The sequence below is a fragment of the Branchiibius cervicis genome, from assembly GCF_042661605.1.
Lineage (GTDB): Bacteria > Actinomycetota > Actinomycetes > Actinomycetales > Dermatophilaceae > Branchiibius > Branchiibius cervicis.
In genome coordinates, this window is record NZ_JBHSWJ010000002.1 from 649,050 (window position 1) to 666,243 (window position 17,194).

At 67.5% G+C, this 17,194-nt stretch carries 19 protein-coding genes; 12 read left to right on the forward strand and 7 right to left on the reverse strand.

What is annotated here, in order from left to right; all coding sequences use genetic code 11:
- The first annotated feature begins 96 nt into the window (after positions 1-96).
- The 3 genes from ACFQBT_RS03675 to ACFQBT_RS03685 are packed head-to-tail and all read left to right on the forward strand — an operon-like array spanning position 97 to position 2,418.
- The gene (locus ACFQBT_RS03675; RefSeq protein WP_377820461.1) at positions 97-294 is read left to right on the forward strand and encodes a type II toxin-antitoxin system VapB family antitoxin; all 198 of its coding nucleotides are present in this window, start codon (positions 97-99) and stop codon (positions 292-294) included.
- Positions 291-659: a type II toxin-antitoxin system VapC family toxin gene (locus ACFQBT_RS03680; protein ID WP_377820462.1), complete on the forward strand. Its 369-nt coding sequence runs from the start codon at positions 291-293 to the stop codon at positions 657-659. Before ACFQBT_RS03675 ends, ACFQBT_RS03680 begins: the two co-directional genes overlap by 4 nt.
- A 4-nt stretch (positions 660-663) precedes the next feature.
- A complete protein-coding gene (locus ACFQBT_RS03685; protein ID WP_377820463.1) occupies positions 664-2,418 on the forward strand; it encodes a DUF429 domain-containing protein in 1,755 nt (584 codons plus the stop codon).
- A gap of 13 nt (positions 2,419-2,431) precedes the next feature.
- Here the strand turns inward: ACFQBT_RS03685 and ACFQBT_RS03690 are convergent, their stop codons facing one another.
- Positions 2,432-4,312 (reverse strand): ABC transporter ATP-binding protein, encoded by a 1,881-nt coding sequence (locus ACFQBT_RS03690; RefSeq protein WP_377820465.1) that lies wholly within the window; start codon positions 4,310-4,312, stop codon positions 2,432-2,434.
- A gap of 53 nt (positions 4,313-4,365) precedes the next feature.
- Here ACFQBT_RS03690 and ACFQBT_RS03695 point away from each other — a divergent pair, with 53 nt between their 5' ends.
- Together ACFQBT_RS03695 and ACFQBT_RS03700 are read left to right on the forward strand one after the other, a co-directional pair.
- Positions 4,366-4,575: a TOBE domain-containing protein gene (locus ACFQBT_RS03695; RefSeq protein ID WP_377820467.1), complete on the forward strand. Its 210-nt coding sequence runs from the start codon at positions 4,366-4,368 to the stop codon at positions 4,573-4,575.
- Positions 4,565-5,257, forward strand: a complete 693-nt coding sequence (locus ACFQBT_RS03700) for an alpha/beta hydrolase family protein (protein WP_377820468.1) — start codon at positions 4,565-4,567, stop codon at positions 5,255-5,257. Before ACFQBT_RS03695 ends, ACFQBT_RS03700 begins: the two co-directional genes overlap by 11 nt.
- Here ACFQBT_RS03700 and ACFQBT_RS03705 read toward each other — a convergent pair.
- Together ACFQBT_RS03705 and ACFQBT_RS03710 are read right to left on the reverse strand one after the other, a co-directional pair.
- Positions 5,223-6,446, reverse strand: a complete 1,224-nt coding sequence (locus ACFQBT_RS03705) for a kynureninase (protein WP_377820470.1) — start codon at positions 6,444-6,446, stop codon at positions 5,223-5,225. The two genes, ACFQBT_RS03700 and ACFQBT_RS03705, sit on opposite strands and share 35 nt — an antisense overlap.
- 18 nt (positions 6,447-6,464) lie before the next feature.
- On the reverse strand, positions 6,465-7,718 hold the full coding sequence (locus tag ACFQBT_RS03710; protein WP_377820472.1) for an SLC13 family permease: 1,254 nt from the start codon (positions 7,716-7,718) through the stop codon (positions 6,465-6,467).
- A gap of 70 nt (positions 7,719-7,788) precedes the next feature.
- Between ACFQBT_RS03710 and ACFQBT_RS03715 the strand changes: the two genes are divergently transcribed.
- Together ACFQBT_RS03715 and ACFQBT_RS03720 are read left to right on the forward strand one after the other, a co-directional pair.
- On the forward strand, positions 7,789-8,259 hold the full coding sequence (locus tag ACFQBT_RS03715) for a DinB family protein (protein ID WP_377820473.1): 471 nt from the start codon (positions 7,789-7,791) through the stop codon (positions 8,257-8,259).
- Positions 8,252-8,695 (forward strand): SRPBCC family protein, encoded by a 444-nt coding sequence (locus tag ACFQBT_RS03720; RefSeq protein WP_377820475.1) that lies wholly within the window; start codon positions 8,252-8,254, stop codon positions 8,693-8,695. The genes ACFQBT_RS03715 and ACFQBT_RS03720 overlap by 8 nt, the downstream gene beginning before the upstream one ends.
- Before the next feature lie 3 nt (positions 8,696-8,698).
- On the opposite strand, the gene ACFQBT_RS03725 is transcribed toward ACFQBT_RS03720, so the two are convergent.
- Complete coding sequence (locus ACFQBT_RS03725) at positions 8,699-9,124, reverse strand: DUF1990 family protein (protein WP_377820476.1); 426 nt, start codon at positions 9,122-9,124, stop codon at positions 8,699-8,701.
- On the reverse strand, positions 9,124-9,849 hold the full coding sequence (locus tag ACFQBT_RS03730; protein WP_377820478.1) for a Type 1 glutamine amidotransferase-like domain-containing protein: 726 nt from the start codon (positions 9,847-9,849) through the stop codon (positions 9,124-9,126). The genes ACFQBT_RS03725 and ACFQBT_RS03730 overlap by 1 nt, the downstream gene beginning before the upstream one ends.
- A gap of 23 nt (positions 9,850-9,872) precedes the next feature.
- Between ACFQBT_RS03730 and ACFQBT_RS03735 the strand changes: the two genes are divergently transcribed.
- On the forward strand, positions 9,873-10,343 hold the full coding sequence (locus ACFQBT_RS03735) for a glutathione peroxidase (protein ID WP_377820480.1): 471 nt from the start codon (positions 9,873-9,875) through the stop codon (positions 10,341-10,343).
- Here ACFQBT_RS03735 and ACFQBT_RS03740 read toward each other — a convergent pair.
- Both ACFQBT_RS03740 and ACFQBT_RS03745 read right to left on the reverse strand, forming a co-directional pair.
- Positions 10,340-11,824 (reverse strand): APC family permease, encoded by a 1,485-nt coding sequence (locus ACFQBT_RS03740; RefSeq protein WP_377820481.1) that lies wholly within the window; start codon positions 11,822-11,824, stop codon positions 10,340-10,342. The genes ACFQBT_RS03735 and ACFQBT_RS03740 overlap by 4 nt on opposite strands.
- A 148-nt stretch (positions 11,825-11,972) precedes the next feature.
- A complete protein-coding gene (locus ACFQBT_RS03745; RefSeq protein WP_377820483.1) occupies positions 11,973-13,130 on the reverse strand; it encodes an NAD(P)/FAD-dependent oxidoreductase in 1,158 nt (385 codons plus the stop codon).
- A 148-nt stretch (positions 13,131-13,278) separates the two neighbouring features.
- Between ACFQBT_RS03745 and ACFQBT_RS03750 the strand changes: the two genes are divergently transcribed.
- From ACFQBT_RS03750 to ACFQBT_RS03765, 4 genes are all read left to right on the forward strand, one after another.
- Complete coding sequence (locus tag ACFQBT_RS03750) at positions 13,279-14,454, forward strand: histidine kinase (protein ID WP_377820485.1); 1,176 nt, start codon at positions 13,279-13,281, stop codon at positions 14,452-14,454.
- Positions 14,455-14,468: 14 nt separating this feature from the next.
- Positions 14,469-15,224 carry a LytR/AlgR family response regulator transcription factor gene (locus ACFQBT_RS03755; RefSeq protein ID WP_377820486.1) on the forward strand — a complete coding sequence of 252 codons (756 nt, stop codon included), beginning with the start codon at positions 14,469-14,471 and terminating at the stop codon, positions 15,222-15,224.
- Positions 15,225-15,332: 108 nt separating this feature from the next.
- A complete protein-coding gene (locus ACFQBT_RS03760) occupies positions 15,333-15,599 on the forward strand; it encodes a DUF485 domain-containing protein (protein WP_377820487.1) in 267 nt (88 codons plus the stop codon).
- Positions 15,596-17,107, forward strand: coding sequence for a sodium/solute symporter (locus tag ACFQBT_RS03765; RefSeq protein WP_377820488.1), 1,512 nt, complete (start codon positions 15,596-15,598; stop codon positions 17,105-17,107). Before ACFQBT_RS03760 ends, ACFQBT_RS03765 begins: the two co-directional genes overlap by 4 nt.
- The last annotated feature ends 87 nt before the right edge of the window (positions 17,108-17,194 follow it).

Below are 17,194 nucleotides of genomic sequence, written 5' to 3' on the forward strand. Positions count from 1 at the left end.
TGGTTGGACGACTACGGTCGCGGGATGGTCACCCTGGTCGGTTGATATCGATCCAGCATCACAAATAGCACCGTATGATGCACACGGAGGTGCGTGATGCGAACGACCGTGACGGTAGACGACGAACTGATCAAGAAAGCAGCGGCGCTGACCGGTGTGCACGAGCGCTCGACGCTGATTCGGGATGGTCTTCGCACCTTGGTGCGTGTGGAGAGCGCTCGACGACTTGCCGCATTGGGCGGCACTGACCCGTCTGCGACCCCTGGTCCACGCCGCCGCCCGTCGGCGCAATGATTCTGGTCGACACCTCGATCTGGGTCGATCATCTGCACCGAGCCGACGCCGACCTGATCAGCCTGTTGGAGGCTGACGAGGTCGGTTGTCACCCGTATGTCATCGCCGAACTGGCGCTGGGGTCCATCGCAGACCGCGAGGTGGTGATCGATCTGCTGTCGAACCTTGCCTGCTTTCCCGTGCTCACCGATAGCGAACTCCTGGAGCTGGTGGGCGGAAACAAGCTCTGGGGGCAAGGGCTGAGCATGGTCGACGCCGCCCTTCTCGGGGCGGTCAAACTGGTACCTGGTGCCAGGCTCTGGACCCGGGACAAACGACTGGCCGCAGCTGCCGGAGGACTGAACTGGCCGGGTAGGAGAAGCTGAGCACATGCACTTCATCGGGATCGACCTGGCGTGGGGTGAGCGCAACCCGACGGGTGTGGCCGTGCTCGACGAAACGGGGGCGCTGATCCAGCTCACCACCATGCGGACCGACGACGAGGTCGTCGACGCAGTGCAACCCTTCCTGCCCGGCGGCGCCGTCGTCGGGATCGACGCCCCGTTGGTGGTCAACAATCCCACCGGTAACCGCGCCGCCGAGAAGGCCCTCAACGCCGACTTCGCCCGCTTCGACGCCGGTGCGCACCCGGCCAACACCGCCAACCCGGCCTTCGCCGACGGCACCCGCGGCGCCCGGATCAGCGCGCGGCTCAGCCTGGATCTCAACCCGGATTCCGGTCGGGACGGCCGGGCCGTCGAGGTCTACCCGCATCCGGCGACGGTGGCGCTCTTCCACCTCGGTCGGACGCTGAAGTACAAGAACAAGCAGGGCCGATCGGTTGCCCAGCTGCGCGACGAGTTGCTGACCCTGATCGGGTTGCTGGAGTCATTGGCCACAGCGAACCCACCGCTGCGGCTGACCGGCAACGACGAGTGGCGCGCGCAGGTGGCCGCAGTGGAGTCGGCCACCACCAAGGCGCAGCTGCGCGTCGCCGAAGACCAGGTCGACGCCGTCATCTGCGCCTACGTGGTGCTCTTCCAGGAGCGTCGACCGGCGGACACCACGACGTACGGCGTGTACCCCGACGGTGCCATCGTCACCCCGACGCTGCCCGCAGGTCTAGCCCCGTCACCGCGGCCGCCGCGCATCTCCGGCCAGGTCCAGCAGGTACGCAAGGCCGTCGCCGCCTACGAAGCCGAATACCCCGCGCTGCGGGCAGCGGCTGCCGAAGCCATTGACGTGGTGACGGGCATTCTCGACGACGCCGGGTTGAACTACCTGAGCGTGACCGGCCGCGCGAAGTCGGTTGCCTCCTTCGCCGAGAAGGCCGCCCGCGCCAAGGACGGCGCGCCGCTCTACGACGATCCGTCGGCGCAGATCCACGACACCATCGGGTTGCGGGTCATCACCTACGTCCCCAGCGATGTGACGGCGGTGGCAGCCCTGCTGGCCGACGAGGCGATCATTCTCGACGACCGGGACATGGGTCGGGAGACTGCGAGCACTGGCGGATTCGGTTACGCCAGTAGGCATCTGAGCATCCGTCTCTCGGCAGAGGATCAACGCGAGCACCCGGTGGTCGGTGATCGTGAGATCCAGGTCCAGATCCGCACCGTGTTGCAGCACGCCTGGGCCGAGTTCGAGCACGACATCCGGTACAAGGGCACCGTCCCTGAGGAGTATCGAGCAGATTTCGACCGGCGGTTCACGTTGGCGGCCGGGCTGATCGAGTTGGCCGATCAGGAGTTCGCGACGATCCGCGAGCGCCTCCAGCACGAGGTGCGCACCCCCGAACCGGAGCGACAGTCCACCGGAACCGGCATCACACCCCGTGAACTGGCGGCCTTCCTGGCCGGCGAATTCCCCGGTGCCGACTGGTCCCGGCCCCAGCACTACGCCTGGATCGCCGGATTGGTCGAAGCTCTTGGTATCACGCGTCTGTCGGACCTGGCCGCCACCATCCGCGCCGCCGATGCCGACGCGATCACCCGCCAGATGGGGTATCGCCGCCCGTCCGGTGCGGTCCGGCGTCTGGACGACGTGCTGTTGGCCAGTTTCGGCGAGCGGTATGTGACGTTGCCCGGCAACGCCCACCGGCGCGACCGGTTGCGCGCTCGGTTGAGCAAGCTCGCCGACAACTAGAACGACAAGCCGCTCAGGCAGGGGTCGTCGTCGACTGCTCGTCGAACTGCGTGCTGTACAACTGCGCGTACCTGCCGCCCCTGGCCAGGAGCGTCTCGTGCGTGCCGCGCTCGACGATGCGCCCGGCCTCGATCACCAGGATCTGGTCGGCCGCCCTGATGGTGGACAGGCGGTGGGCAATGACGATCGACGTACGCCGAGCAAGGGCTTCGGCGAGCGCGGCCTGGACCGCGGCCTCACTGGTCGCATCCAGCGAAGCGGTCGCTTCGTCCAGGATGACCACCCGCGGGCCGGCCAGCAGGAGGCGGGCGATCGCAAGCCGCTGACGTTCGCCGCCGGAGAGTCGGTAGCCGCGCTCGCCGATCACCGTGTCCAACCCGTCGGGCATCGCGGCCAGCACATCGCCCAGCCGGGCTCGTTCGATGACCGCGGTCAGCTCGGCCTCGGTGGCGTCCGGCCGGGCGTAGAGCAGGTTGGCCCGGATCGAGTCATGGAAGAGGTGGCCGTCCTGGGTCACGGTGCCGGTTGCGGCACGCAGCGTCGCCGCCGACAACGAGCGGACGTCGACGCCGCCGATGGAAACCGACCCGCTGTCCACGTCGTAGAGCCGGGGGATCAGTGACGCGATGGTCGACTTGCCCGCCCCCGAGCTACCCACCAGCGCCAGCATCTGGCCCGGCTCGGCTTCGAAGGAGATGTCGTGCAGCACCTCCTCGCCACCGCGCGCGTCGAGCGTCATCACATCCTCCAGCGAGGCCAGAGACACCTTGTCCGGTGCTGGGTAGGCGAAGCTAACGTGCTCGAACCTGACCGAGATGGGGCCCTCCGGCAGCGGCTGCGGCGAGGCCGGATCGGTGATCAGCGGCACGAGGTCGAGGATCTCGAAGACCCGCTCGAAGCTGACCAACGCGCTCATCACGTCGACCCTCGCGCTGGCCAACCCGGTCAACGGTGCGTACAGACGCGTCAGCAGCAACGCCAGCGACACGACCGCGCCGGCCTGCAGAGTGCCGCCGAGGGCCAGGACGCCGCCCAAGCCATAGACGACAGCCAGGGCCAGTGCCGAGATGAAGGTCAACGACGTCACGAACGTCTGCTGGATCATGGCGGAGCGGACACCGATGTCGCGGACCCGTCCGGCCCGTCGAGCGAACTCCTGCGACTCCTCATCGGGTCGGCCGAAGAGCTTCACCAGCGTGGCACCCGGAGCCGAAAAACGCTCCGTCATCTGGGTACTCATCGCTGCGTTGTGTTCGGCTGCCTCCCGTGAAGCGGCCGCGAGGCGGGATCCCAGGAGCCTGGCCGGTAACCAGAACAGCGGCACCAGGACCAGCGCGACGAGGGTCACCAGCCACGAGATGCTGATCATCACGATCAGCGTCAGGATGAGCGTGACGAGGTTGCCCACCAAGCCGGACAACGTCGTACTGAATGCGCGTTGTGCACCGATCACGTCGTTGTTCAGCCGGCTCACCAAGGCGCCGGTGCGGGTGCGGGTGAAGAACGCGACCGGCATGCGTTGCACGTGGTCGTGGACCGCGGTGCGCAGGTCCAGGATCAGGCCCTCACCGATGCGGGCTGACAGCCAGCGCTGCAACATGCCGAAACCGGCCTCGCCGAGGGCGATGAGCGCGATGAGCAGCGCCAGCCCCACGACCCGGGAGGCCGGATCAGCGGCCGTGATCGCGTCGACGACCTGCCCGGCGACCAACGGACTGGCGACCGCGAGGACGGCGGTGATGATGCTGACGAGGAAGAAGAACGCGAGCTCGCGGCGGTGCGGACGGCCGAACCCCCAGATCCGACGCAGCAACGTGCGTGAGATGGGTCGTTTGTCCTGCCGGGACTGCATGGACCGGTAGACCGCGCTGCGAGCGGCGGAGTGGACGTCCATCCCCCGAAACTACGCCGAGGGTCCGACACCACGCTCCTTGGTAGGTTCGGACCATGAAGATCAGTGCTCGCAACCAGTTGCAGGGAACCGTCGTGGATATCGTGAAAGGTGCCACCACCTCACACGTCCGCCTCGACGTCAACGGTTCGACCGTGACCGCCGCCATCACCAACGAGGCCGTCGACGACCTGGGCCTGACCGTCGGTCAGCAGGCGTACGCCGTGGTCAAGGCCTCCGACGTAATGGTTGCGATTGACGACTGAGGACGATGTCCTCACCCGGCTGCTCGCCAACGACGAGCCAACGGGCCGGCTCTCGGCGTACGGGCCGGATCCCGATCAGGTCTGGGAGGAGTACGGCGACCCGCACCATCCGCTGATCGTCCTGGTACACGGGGGCTACTTCCGGCCGTCCGTCGACCGAACCCACCTGCGGCCCATGGCCGCGGCGCTCTCTGCTGAGGGCCATCGCGTGGCCCTGGCCGAGTACCGGCGCCTACCGGGTGACCCGTGGGCCAGCGTGCGGGATCTACACGACCTCGACGAGGCGATCGGTGACGGGACGTGGGTCGGGCACTCGGCCGGCGGAGCGCTGGTCATGCTCCATGCAAACACCCTCGGTCGGCGTGCGGTCGCTCTGGCACCGGTCGGTGATTTCGCGAAGTCCCATGCCGGCGGTCACGGCAGCCACGCCGTACGTGACTGGATCGGAGGGACCCCCGAGGAGCGGCCGAAGGACTGGAATGCGTTGGATCCCAGCGGGATCGGCGAGTGGCAGCGACTGATCATCGTGCATGGCGATGGTGACGAGTCGGTGCCCCCGTACGTCAATGCCGATCTGCCCGCCCAGTGGATCAGCGGCGCGCATCACTTCGATCTCGTAGATCCGGCCTCGCCGTACTGGCCGCAGGTCAGGGCGCAGATCGCAGCAGCGATTCGAGGCTGAGCAGGCCCTGCGCCACCTCGGCGTAGCTGGTCGACAGCGGCGCAGCCCCGATCCGGATGCCGTCCGGTTCCCGGAAATCCGGGATCACATCGCGCTCCCACAGGGCTGCGACGAGCGAACGCGCGTCCGGATGCGACAGCGTCACGTGGCCGCCGCGCTGGGCGCTGTCGCGCGGCGAGGCCACCTGCACGCCGTACTCGGCCAAGGACGAATCGACGTACGCGATGACGAATTCACAGAGCCCGGTGGACTTTTCGCGGACCGCTTCGATGCCCACGGAGTCGATCAAGGCGATGGTGTCCTGGATTCCGGTCATCGCCAACACCGGTGGGGTCCCGGAGATGAACCGCCGCATACCTGCCGCGGGTGCGTAGGACGGACCCATGGCAAACACGTCGCTGTTGCCCATCCAACCCTGGATCGGTTGGGAGAGCACCGGTTGAAGTCGCGAGGCGACGTAACAGAAAGCTGGCGCTCCCGGTCCGCCGTTGAGGTACTTGTAACTGCATCCGACAGCCAGGTCGACACCGGCAGCATCGAGTGTGACCGGCACCGATCCGGCTGAGTGGCACAAATCCCACAGCACCAGTGCCCCCGCGTTGTGGGCGACTCGCGTGATCGACGGCAGATCGGAAAGGTAACCCGATTTGTAGGCGACGTGCGAGAGCAGCACGACTCCGGTGTGCGGACCGACGACGGCGGCGACGTCATCGACGGTCACCCCTCGTGACGGGTCCGGGTGCAGCCACACCAACTTCGCCCCGGTCTCGACCGCAATGCCTTCTGCCACATAGCGATCCGTAGGGAAGTTCTCGGAGTCCAGGACGATCTCGGGACGGGAAGGACCGGCGTGGGCGACCGCAGAGCGCAACAATTTGTAGAGCAGGACCGTCGTCGAGTCACCGATCGCCGTCTGGCCCGGTGCGGCTCCCAGACAGGCGGCGCCGAGGGCATCGCCCACGACGAACGGCAGGTCCATCCACTGCTCATCCCACGATCGGATCAACCGCGTGCCCCACGCGCCGTCCACCAGGGCAGTGAGCCGTTCGCGGGTTGCCTTCAACGGGCGGCCCAGGGAGTTGCCGTCCAGGTAGGCGACCAGCGGTGTCGCGCTCGGAACGAACAAGTCCCGGGTATGCGCGAGCGGGTCGGTGCGGTCACGTTCGGCGGCGTCGGCGAGCAGGTCCACCACTCCATCATGCCGGTCTCAGGTCAGGAGCGCGGCGGGCACCCAGAGGACGGCAGGTACGACGATGGCCAGGCTGACCGCCGTACCCAACAGGTAGCGGAAGAGTCGGTCCTGGTCCTTGGTGGCGGTGTTGGCGATGACGAGGGTTCCGGCGACATGGATCGGGTTCATCACCATCAATGCCGCGGGCACGCAGACCGCGATCAGCACCCAGATCAGACCGGCCTGGTCGCCGAACGACACGAATACCAAGGGCGTCATCAGGCCGAAGATCCCAATCGTGGAGCTTTCGATGTTGCACAGGAGCACGGTGATGTAGGCAATCACCAGGATCAGCAGCGCTCCGGTGCCGATGTGCTCCAGGCCGCGCTCGATGGAGTCCATCGTGCCGACGTCCTTCATCAGGCCCAGGTAGGTCAGCAGACCGGTCAACAGCAGGATGCTCGGCCACGGAATACGCCCCAGGATCGCCCGTTCGCTGGGCCGGAAGACCAGCTGCAGCACGACCACGACCACCATCGAGGTGATGCCGACATCGGTTTTGAAGACGACGACGCAGACCACGAAGGCCAGCAGGCCGACGGCACTGGCCCATGCGTAGGCAGGGGTTGCCGACGAGGCGCTCGATGAGTCCTGCGCAGGCGCCGGTTCGGGAGCGAACTGGCGCCCCTTCCGGGCTCGCGCGCGATCGATGACCTGCAGGACGGCCACCACGATGATGGCCGCACCCATCGACGCCGCCCACAGCGCCCAGGTGTTGTAGTGCACGCCGGCCTTGTCAGCCGCGGTCTTGATGACTGCCCCGGTGGGGTTGAGCGGTGACAAGCCGGCGCTGTTGGCGCCAATGATGACGCCCAGTTCGCACAGCAGGAAACTGGCGCGATAGCGCGTCGTGACGTGCGCGATCATCGGCACCAGGAAAGCGATCGGCGCGGTCGAGAATGCGCCGGCTGTCGAAAAAGCCGCTGCCAGGAAGAACCCCGCCCACGGGAGCAACCAGGTCCGGTCACCGACCGTCGCGTAGACCCGTTCGACGATCACCGCGAGTGCACCGCTGCGTTCCAGGTGTGCGAACAACATCGACACCCCGGCGATGAGGACCACCAGATTGCCCGGGAAGGACTTGTACAACGTGTCAGCGTCGACTCCCGAGATCAGCATCACCGGGAACGCGGCGGCCAGCGCGAGAACTCCGATGTTGATCCGTCGCCAGATGGCAATGACGAGGACGCCCGCTAGGAGGATCAGCGACAACAGTTGGACGAATGACACGGGAACTCCTTCGGTCTGTGCATTGCCACACTATGAGAGGTCGACCCGGGGCCTGTGCCAGAGTGCTGACGTGGCGGATTGGATGCAGGCATGTCAGGACACCAGCGAACGCTGTTGGACCGCGATAGCCGTGATCGTGACGGAGCTCGGTGATCCGGCGGTCAACCGGCGGCCGCGGCTGGAAGGCGCCAACTCGGCGTACGCGATCGTCCATCACTGCATCGAGATGAGTCGTTGGTGGCTGGGCACTTTCGGCTGCGGCCTGGGTCTGCCGCGGGACCGCAGCGGCGAGTTCCGGGCGAGCGGCACGGCCGACGAATTGCTGGACAGGATCGCGCAGGTTCGTGCCGATACCGCCGGTTGGATGGAACAGATCACCGCGGATGGGATCACCGGACGGGACGCCCGGGGCACCACGGCGAGCGTCGATCTGGAAACAGTGACGCCGCAGTGGGTCGTCCTGCATGTGATTCACGAGCTTGCGCAGCACCTTGGTCAACTCGAACTCACTCGTGATGTGCTGGGATGGGCCCATGACTGAGTTACGCCGGGTGTCCGCCAGCCGGGTGATCGACGCCCCCGCAGCGACCGTCTTCGAGCTCATCGCCGACCCGGCCAACCAACCGCGATGGGACGGCAACGACAACCTCGGCCACGCGGATGCCGGGCAACGCGTGCACGCGGTAGGCGACGTTTTTGTCATGCACCTCAACAACGGCAACGTGCGCGAAAACCACGTTGTGGCTTTCGATGAGGGTCGCGTCATCGCATGGCGACCCTCGGAGGTGGGCGGGGCCTCACCAGGACATGAATGGCGTTGGGAGATCAAGCCGTTGAGCCCTACAAGTGCCGAGGTCACGCACGTCTACGACTGGTCTGACCTCACCGACGAGAAGCGATTGGTGCGCGCTCGGGCTACCGGGCCCGATCAGTTGCGCGCGTCCTTGGACCGGCTCGCCGCTTTAGCGGAGGCGTAGCCCTCAGGGCAGCCTGCGAGCGGCACCCAGATACCGATCCGTTATCCGCCGCTGGACCAACGACGTCAGGGGAGTGCCGATCCGGGCCCACCAGGTCGCCGGCCGCGAGCGGGCCGAGACGGTGAACCGCACTGAGCCGTCGGCGTCCTGCCGGAGCGTGAAGGTTTCCTCGCCCTCTTCGGGGTGTCCCGGTAGTGCTCGGTAGGTGAACCCGTCCTCGGTGATTGCAATGACCTGCACGGGAGCAGTTACCCGCACGATGCCCCAGGCCCAGATCAGCGTTGCGTTCTGACCCAGTGTGATCGGGCAGCAGGGGGTGACCCGCAGCCCTGCGTCCCGGTGAACCTGCCAGTTGAACAGGGCCGCTCGAGCCCCCGCCACGTTGCGGGAATCCAGCACGACGGAGCGTTCGAATTCGTGCCAGGCCATCACAATCGCCGTACGTCGATCGCGTCCTCTTGCGCGCCGTCACCCGACCGGGTGACGAAGTACGCGCCGCCGGAACCGGTTTCAGCCACGGCCTCCGCGAACGAGGTACCGCGATACACGATCCCGACCCCGTCATCGGTGCAGTAGCTGTCCGGTAGGGTCCCGTCGGCAACGAGCGATTGCAGCAGCGGCCGGCGTCGTTCCTCGGTGTCGTAGTGCACGCCGTTCCCGTAGGGCAGCAGTCCCAGTCCATCGGTGATGGGCGCCAGCTGCGGGCCGAAGGAATCGGTGGTCCCGCCCACGTGCCAACAGATCGAGCCGGCTGACACTCCGGTCAGCACGACGCCGGCCCGCCACGCGTTGCGCAACGCGACGTCGACGCCGTGCACCCGCCACACCGCCAACAGGTTCGCTACGGAACCGCCCATCACCCACACCACGTCCTGGGTCAACAGGTGCTCCTCGATGGAGGACACGTTGGGCATGCCGAACAGTTGGAGGTGGGACACGGCGTACCCCGCGACCCGGCCGGCTTCGGACAGGTTGTGCATGACCATGGGGTTGTCACCCACCGCGGTGGAGATGAAGCAGACCCTCGGTGCGCGCCCCGCGACCCCCGAAAGGTCGACGGCATAGGTGGTGAGTGGCGCGAACTCCCAGTAAGTGCGCTCACCGGAGCGCAGTCCGCCGGAGGTGGCCAGAATGGTCGGCTCAGGCGCGGTCATACTCCGACTCTAGAGTGAGGGTCATGAGCATCCTCGACGAATCCATCGCCCGTCTCGACGGCACGCCGGGCACCCTGCGGGACCTGACCGGCGGCCAGCCGGCCCTCCTGGTCAATGTGGCCTCCAAGTGCGGCCTGACCCCGCAGTACACCGCTTTGGAGCAACTCGAGAAGGACTATGCCGACAACGGATTCGCGGTCGTCGGCTTCCCGTGCAACCAGTTCAACGGGCAGGAGCCGGGTTCTGCCGACGAGATCGCCGAGTTCTGCAGCGCCACCTACGGGGTGACGTTCCCGTTGAGCGAGAAGATCGAGGTCAATGGTGAGGGCCGCCACCCGATCTACCGCACACTGATCGGCGACGGCGAGGACATCGAGTGGAACTTCGCCAAATTCCTGATCGACGCTGACGGCAACGTCGTCGCCCGGTTCGGATCACGCACCGAACCCGACGCGCCCGAGGTCGTCACCGCGATCCAGCAGGTGATCGCCTAGACCGTCAGACCGCGGTTGAGGGCAGCGGTGGTGTCGACCGATGGTCCGAGGTCGACCAGGTCCGACTCCACCGGCGCGTCCGGTTCGCCGCGTTTGAGCATCCGGTTGGCCACTGGATAGAGCGCCACGCCCAGCACCAGGATGATGATGCCGATCCAGAAGGCGGCCGGCTCGTCGGTGAAGGTGCTCCATGCCAGCCAGATCGTGAAGATCAGCGGGAAGACCACCAGGGACAGCGCTCCCGCCATGCCACCGGGGACCTTGTAGGGCCGCACCATGCCCGGCAGTTTGCGGCGCAGCGCGATGAACGCGGCGAACTCCAGCAGAATGGCCGCCATGTTGGTCAGCACGTCGGCGTCGACCAACGCGGAAAAGTCCATGGTGCAGAAGATCGCGAAGATGACCACGGACAACACGATGGCGGCCACGGGGGTCTTGTACTTCGGGTGGTCCTTGGCGACCCAGCGCGGTAAGTAACCGTCCGCCGCGAGGACCCGCGGCACTCGTGAGCCGCTCATCAACAGCGAGGAGAAGAGGCCGATCTGGGCGATACCGACACCGAAGGCGATCAGCAGCCCGAGCCAGTGGCCCGCGAGCAGCGTTCCCACAGAGGCGAAGTCGCCGTCCGCCCAGTCACCCAGATCTTCGTGCAACCCCGAACCGAGCGCCGCCATCATCGGCAGTACGTAGCTCACGGTGATCAACGGGATCGCGATGAGCAGGGCCCGACGGAAGGTGCGGGCCGGTCTGTCGACCTCCGCCAACAGCGTCGAGGGGTTCTCCCAGCCGATGTAGTTCCAGATCACGATGCCCAGGCATGCCCCGAACGCGCTGAACGACGTCTGGTCGGGCAGGGTGAACGGCGAGACGACCTTGTCCCAGCTGTTGTGCTGGAAGTTGTGCACGATGCCGTAGACCGACAAGACCGCGAACGGCACCATGACGACGACGAACAGCAGCAGCGAGCTGTCGCCGACCACCCGCGAGCCCCGGATGTTGAGCGCGGCCAGGATGACCATGAAGACGACCGCGACCATCCAGTGCGTGTCGACACTGAACTGGCCGTCGAAGAAGGAGAACAACACTCCCTGGCCGCGTTCGGCCGGAGACCAGTAGGTCGCTAGATAGTCGGCGAAGACGATCGGGTAGAGCGCGGTGTCCAGGAAGCTGTTCATCCATTGCCAGGCGCCCTCGGTGAAGCCGGCGAACCGGCCCAGGCCGGCCTTGACCCAGTAGTAGTAGCCGCCCTCGACCGGCATGGCCGAGCCCAGCTCCGCCGCCATCAGGGACACCGGGATGCCGAAGACCACCGGGATCAACAGCAGCATCAGCATCGTCATACCCGCGCCGCCGCTGCTGATCGACTCCTCGAGCCCGAACGGGCCGCCGGACACGCTGAAGAAGATGATCCCGACCAACGGCAGGGTCTTCAGCTGCCGGGATAGGACGTGAACTGTCCGCAGCTCTCGGTCAGACGTCATGAGTCGAACCCCAACCCGAACCGGTCCAAGGTCCGCAGCCACAGGTTGCGGTGGCCCTCATGTGAGTCCGCCCGGGCCAACGACGCCCGGGTCAGCTGAATCCCCGTGTAGGCAAGAGGTTCTGGTGGGAAGGGCAACGGTTTCGTCGTTACCAGGGGGATCGGGTGATCTCGGTGTCCTTGCCGTCGAGCAGGTCCAGCATCGCCTGGGCGCCGAATCGCGTTGCCCCGACACCCAATCCGGTGTAACCCATCGCGTACGCGACCCGGCCGTCCATCGCTGTGTCGATGAACGCGAAGAACCGGGTACAGGTGTCGATGGCCCCGCCCCAGCGGTGGCTGAACCGTAGCCCCGCCAGTTGCGGGAACGTCTCGACGAAGTGCGCAGCGAGCGTCTCGAACGTCGCCGGCCGGTCGTCGTACTCCGGCTTGATCTTGCGGCCGAAGTGATAGATGGCGTCGTAGCCGCCCCACAGGATCCGGTTGTCCGCGGACAGGCGGTAGTAGTGGAACTGGTTGCCGGCGTCGCCGAAGCCCTGCCGGTTGCGCCAACCGATCGAGTCCAGTTGCGCGTCGCTCAGCGGCTCGGTCATCAGCACGTAGTCGTAGACCGGGACGGTGTAGAGCCGCAGCCGCCGCAGCAGTGGCTGGAAAACGTTGGTGCCGAGGGCAACCCGGTCGGCGTGCACGGTCCCGTGGTCGGTGCCCAAGGCGATGCGCGACCCGGCCGACAGTGAGCGGACCGGGGTGTTCTCCACGATACGTACGCCGAGTGCCTCCGCGGCGTCCGCCAGCCCCCAGGCGAGCTTGGCCGGGTTGAGCATTGCGACACCGGTCTTGTCCCAGACGCCGCCCAGGAACGTGGGGGAGTCCAGTTCGGCGCGCACCTCCTGCGCGGTCATGACGTCGTCGCCGAGTTCGGCCAGCTGATGGGACTGCGTGGCGACGTCGATCTCACCGGTGCGTTCGAAATCGCAGTCGATGCCCAGGTTCCGCACCGTGGCTTCGATGGCGTCGAGGTTGGCCATGCCGAGGGCTTGGATCCCCGGCATCGCCGCCTCACCGAAGCGGGACAGGCCATTGTCGTAGCCGTGCGTCAGGTCTGCCGCGCAGAAGCCGCCGTTGCGACCGGTCGCGGCCCACGCGAGGCGATCGCCCTCCAACAGCACGACATCGCGGGAGGGGTCGGCCTCCTTGGCCAACAGTGCCGTCCACAGGCCGCTGAATCCGCCGCCGACGACCGCCAGGTCACACGTAACGTCGCCGGTCAGAGCCGGTCGCGGGGCTGGCCGGTCGGGAGTGTCCAACCAGAACGGAATCCGTCGCGCATCGCGGTATAGATGCTCATAAGCCACTGTGATATTGCTCCAACGCTTCGGTTTCGTTCGTGGGCCGGAATGATTTACTCACAATCCGCGGTGCCAGGCAAGGGTTCGCGGATGGTTCGATGCAGGAATGCATTGGCCCACCGCTGCCGTGGTCGCGGCCTTCTTCGTCTTCCTGTGGGCCGCGGTCGCCCTCCACCGCCGGCAGAGCGCGACCGGTTTCGTGTCCGATGTCGATCGCGCGACCTACCGCACCCTGCGCACCGCGGCCGACGCGGCCGGTGACCTCGGCGAGGGCCTGACCCCGGACGGCGCTGCCCGTGCGGCGCGGCCGCTGCAGGCGATCCTGGGTACGCCCGCTGTGGCGCTGGGGGATCTGAGCGGGGTGCTGGCTTGGGAGGGCGCCGGGGAAGCCCACCATCGACGTACGGCGCCCGCTCACCTCCGCCGGGCGATCGAGACGGGCCGCACGGTCCTGATCGATCCCGGCGACCTGGTGTGCGCCGACCCGGACTGTCCGATCCGCAGCGGTCTGGTGACCCCGCTGGTGGTCGACCAGCGAGTGGTCGGCACCCTCGCGGCGTACGGGCCGCAGACCGGCCCCGGCCTGGTACGCGCCACCGAGCAGGTCGCCGGGTACGTCTCCTCCCAGCTGGAGGTCGCCGAGGTGGGGCGTGAGCGCACCCGCGCCATGGCGGCGGAACTGCGGGCGTTGCGCGCGCAGATCAGTCCGCATTTCATCTACAACAGCCTGACCGCGATCGCCTCCTTCGTACGCACCGATCCTGACCGCGCCCGGGATCTGCTGCTGGAATTCGCCGACTTCACCCGCTACTCACTGCGCGGTGGGGAGTTCACCACGCTCGCCGACGAATTGCGCAACGTGCAGCGCTACCTGGAGCTGGAGCAGGCGCGGTTCGGGGACCGGCTGCAGATCGAGCTGTTGATCGCGCCCGAGGTCCTGCCGGTCGCGCTGCCCTACCTGGCCGTCCAGCCGCTGGTGGAGAACGCGGTCCGGCACGGGCTGGCCGCCAAGGAAGGGGTCGGCGTCCTCAGCATCACCGCCCGGGACGCCGGCCCGGTGGCTGAGATCGTCATCGAGGACGACGGCGTCGGGGCCGATCCGCAGACCATCCAGCGGACCCTGGACGGTCAGGGTTCGGACTCCATCGGGCTGGGCAACGTGGACGCGCGGATGCGGGAGGTCTACGGCGATTCCTACGGCCTGGTCGTCGAGACCGCGCCGGGTGAGGGCGCGAAGGTGACTCTTCACGTGCCCAAGTTCGCGGAGCACGTGCACGCGTGAAATAGGTTGGACCCGTGAGTCCTGTGTCGCCCATCACACCCTCTGCACCGTTGCGGGTGCTGGTGGTCGACGATGAGGCTCCTGCCCGGGACGAGTTGGTACATCTGCTCGCGGCCGACGACCGCATCGGGCCCGTCCACGCCGCGGCCAGCGGGTCGGAGGCGCTGCGCATCCTGGACGCTCAGGAGATCGACGTCGTCTTCAGCGACGTGAGCATGCCCGGCCTCGACGGCATGGACCTGACCCGGGTCATCGCCCGGTTCGCGCAGCGGCCCCAGGTCGTGCTGGTGACCGCGCATCAGCAGTACGCCGTCGACGCGTTCGCCTTGCAGGTCGCCGACTACCTGATGAAGCCCGTGCGGGCCGAGCGCCTGGCCGAAGCGGTACGTCGGGTCAGCGGTGCCCGAGCCCTCCCGGGCCCGCAGGAGCCGGCATCGGATGAGGAAACCATCCCGGTCGAGCGCGCCGGAGTGACCCGGTTCGTACGACGCGACGAGATCCGGTACGTCCAAGCGCAGGGGGACTACGCGCGGTTGCACACCGACACCGACTCCTACCTGGTGCGCATCCCGCTGGCCACTCTCGAACAGCGCTGGGAAGCAGCCGGATTCATCCGTATTCACCGCAGCATCCTGGTCTCGACCAGATACGTCGGTCAGGTGCGGATGCGCGACGGCCACTGCACGGTCGTCGTCGACGGCGAGGAACTCAGCGTCAGTCGGCGGCACACGCGGGCGCTGCGCGACCGTCTCCTGCGGCAAACCGGCTGACATGGCCGAGTCCCGCCGGGTGCGGATCACCAGTTCCGCGACCGCTGCCCGAGCCCCCGAAACCGCCCGCGCGCAGTCGAACTGCGGGAGCAGAGCGACGTCGGGGAGGTGTACCTCGCCGGGTTGATGCGCGCCCAGCTACGGCTGAGCCTGACGGTCCTGGCGGTGGGCGCCCTGGTGCTCGGCGGACTGCCGCTCGCCTTTTCCCTGGTGCCGGCCATCGGCACCACGCGCATCGCCGGGATCGGCGTGCCCTGGTGGTTGCTCGGTGTTCTGGTGTACCCGGCCGCCTATCTGGCCGCCCGGTTCTACGTGCGGGCCAGTACCCGCATCGAGCAACAGTTCGCCGATGCCGTCGCGGAGGACAGTGCGTGACGCAGTGGCTCTCGCTCGGCGCCGTCCTCGCGGTGTGCGTGCTCACGCTGGCGGTCGGCTCCTGGGGCCTGCGATGGTCACGTCCCACCAGCGACTTCTACGTCGCCGGTCGGACGGTCCGCCCGTGGCGCAATGCAAGTGCCATCTGCGGCGAATACCTCTCTGCCGCATCATTTCTCGGGGTAGCTGCTCTGGTCTACGAACGAGGGGTCGACCTACTGTGGCTGCCGGTCGGATACACCGTCGGCTACGTCGTACTGCTCGTCCTCGTGGCCGCCCCGCTGCGCCGCTCGGGTGCCTACACCTTGGCCGACTTTGCCCAGATGCGGCTGGACTCGGTGGCTGTGCGACGACTCGCCGCGGTGCTGGTGATCGCGATCGGGTGGCTCTACCTGCTGCCGCAGTTCCAGGGCGCCGGGCTCGCGCTGACCCACCTGACGGGCTGGCCCACCTGGATCGGCGGGCTGATCGTGGCGGTCGTCGTGCTGGCCAACGTTGCCTCCGGCGGGATGCGATCCATCACGGCCGTCCAGGCGATGCAGTACTGGCTCAAGCTGACGGCGATCAGTGTTCCGGTGTGCATCCTGCTGGCCTACTGGTGGGTGCAGGACCGGCCTGGGATGGCCCCTCCGGATCCGGGATGGGCAGGTCCGCTGTGGGGCCTCGGGCAGCACGGCCATCCGGTCTACGCCACCTGGAGCACTCTGGTCGCCCTGGCGCTGGGAGCGATGGGTCTGCCGCACATCCTGGTGCGCTTCTACACCAACCCCGACGGCACCGACGCCCGCCGCACCACCGTCGCGGTGATCGCCCTGCTGGGGGTCTTCTATCTCTTCCCGCCGCTGTGGGCCGTGCTCGCGCGGGTCTACCTGGACCCGGCGCAGACCGCTGCGACGACTGATGCCGTCGTGCTCGGGCTGCCCGACGCGACCGCATCCGGTGTCCCGGCCCACTTGCTGACCGCGGTCGTCGCCGGCGGAGCGTTCGCCGCCTTCCTGTCGACCGCCTCCGGACTGGCGATGTCCGTCACCGGCGCTCTGCACCACGACCTGTGGGAGGGCCGTGGCTCCAGGGGCTCCCAGCCGCTGCGCGGTTTCCGGGTGGCGGCGCTCGCGGCGCTCGGAACGCCGTACGTCGCCTCGATCCTGCTGCCCTCCGTCGGGTTGGCAACCACGGTCACCCTGGCGTTCGCAGTCGCCGCAGCCACCTTCGCGCCGCTGCTGGTGCTCGGGATCTGGTGGCGCGGCCTGAGCCGGGCCGGCGCGGTGGCCGGCCTACTCGTCGGCGGCCTCACGGCCACAGGCGCGGTCGTGATCACAATGGTCAACCGCGACCTGGCCGGTTGGCCGGGCGCACTACTCAGCCAACCGGCCGCGTGGTGCACGCCGCTGACCTTCGCGGTGATGGCCGTCGTCTCACTGGCCACCCCGGGCAGTGTCCCGGCGCGCACCGTCGGGGTGCTGATGCGGCTGCACACTCCCGAGCAGGTCGGGGTCAGCGCGCGCTGACCGTTCGTCGCGGCTCGCCTACCGCTCGTCGCCCGACCCCTCGCCGTACGCCGATCCGAACCGTGCGCCTGGCGCATCGGGAGCCGG

What these genes read in the sequence shown, in the direction of transcription:
- ACFQBT_RS03680 (WP_377820462.1), top strand. Translation starts at nt 291, where the DNA reads ATGATTCTGGTCGACACCTCGATCTGGGTCGATCATCTGCACCGAGCC.
- ACFQBT_RS03750 (WP_377820485.1), top strand. Translation starts at nt 13,279, where the DNA reads ATGCATTGGCCCACCGCTGCCGTGGTCGCGGCCTTCTTCGTCTTCCTG.
- ACFQBT_RS03725 (WP_377820476.1), bottom strand. Translation starts at nt 9,124, where the DNA reads ATGGCCTGGCACGAATTCGAACGCTCCGTCGTGCTGGATTCCCGCAAC.
- ACFQBT_RS03740 (WP_377820481.1), bottom strand. Translation starts at nt 11,824, where the DNA reads ATGACGTCTGACCGAGAGCTGCGGACAGTTCACGTCCTATCCCGGCAG.
- ACFQBT_RS03730 (WP_377820478.1), bottom strand. Translation starts at nt 9,849, where the DNA reads ATGACCGCGCCTGAGCCGACCATTCTGGCCACCTCCGGCGGACTGCGC.
- ACFQBT_RS03720 (WP_377820475.1), top strand. Translation starts at nt 8,252, where the DNA reads ATGACTGAGTTACGCCGGGTGTCCGCCAGCCGGGTGATCGACGCCCCC.
- ACFQBT_RS03695 (WP_377820467.1), top strand. Translation starts at nt 4,366, where the DNA reads ATGAAGATCAGTGCTCGCAACCAGTTGCAGGGAACCGTCGTGGATATC.
- ACFQBT_RS03685 (WP_377820463.1), top strand. Translation starts at nt 664, where the DNA reads ATGCACTTCATCGGGATCGACCTGGCGTGGGGTGAGCGCAACCCGACG.
- ACFQBT_RS03690 (WP_377820465.1), bottom strand. Translation starts at nt 4,312, where the DNA reads ATGGACGTCCACTCCGCCGCTCGCAGCGCGGTCTACCGGTCCATGCAG.
- ACFQBT_RS03735 (WP_377820480.1), top strand. Translation starts at nt 9,873, where the DNA reads ATGAGCATCCTCGACGAATCCATCGCCCGTCTCGACGGCACGCCGGGC.
- ACFQBT_RS03675 (WP_377820461.1), top strand. Translation starts at nt 97, where the DNA reads ATGCGAACGACCGTGACGGTAGACGACGAACTGATCAAGAAAGCAGCG.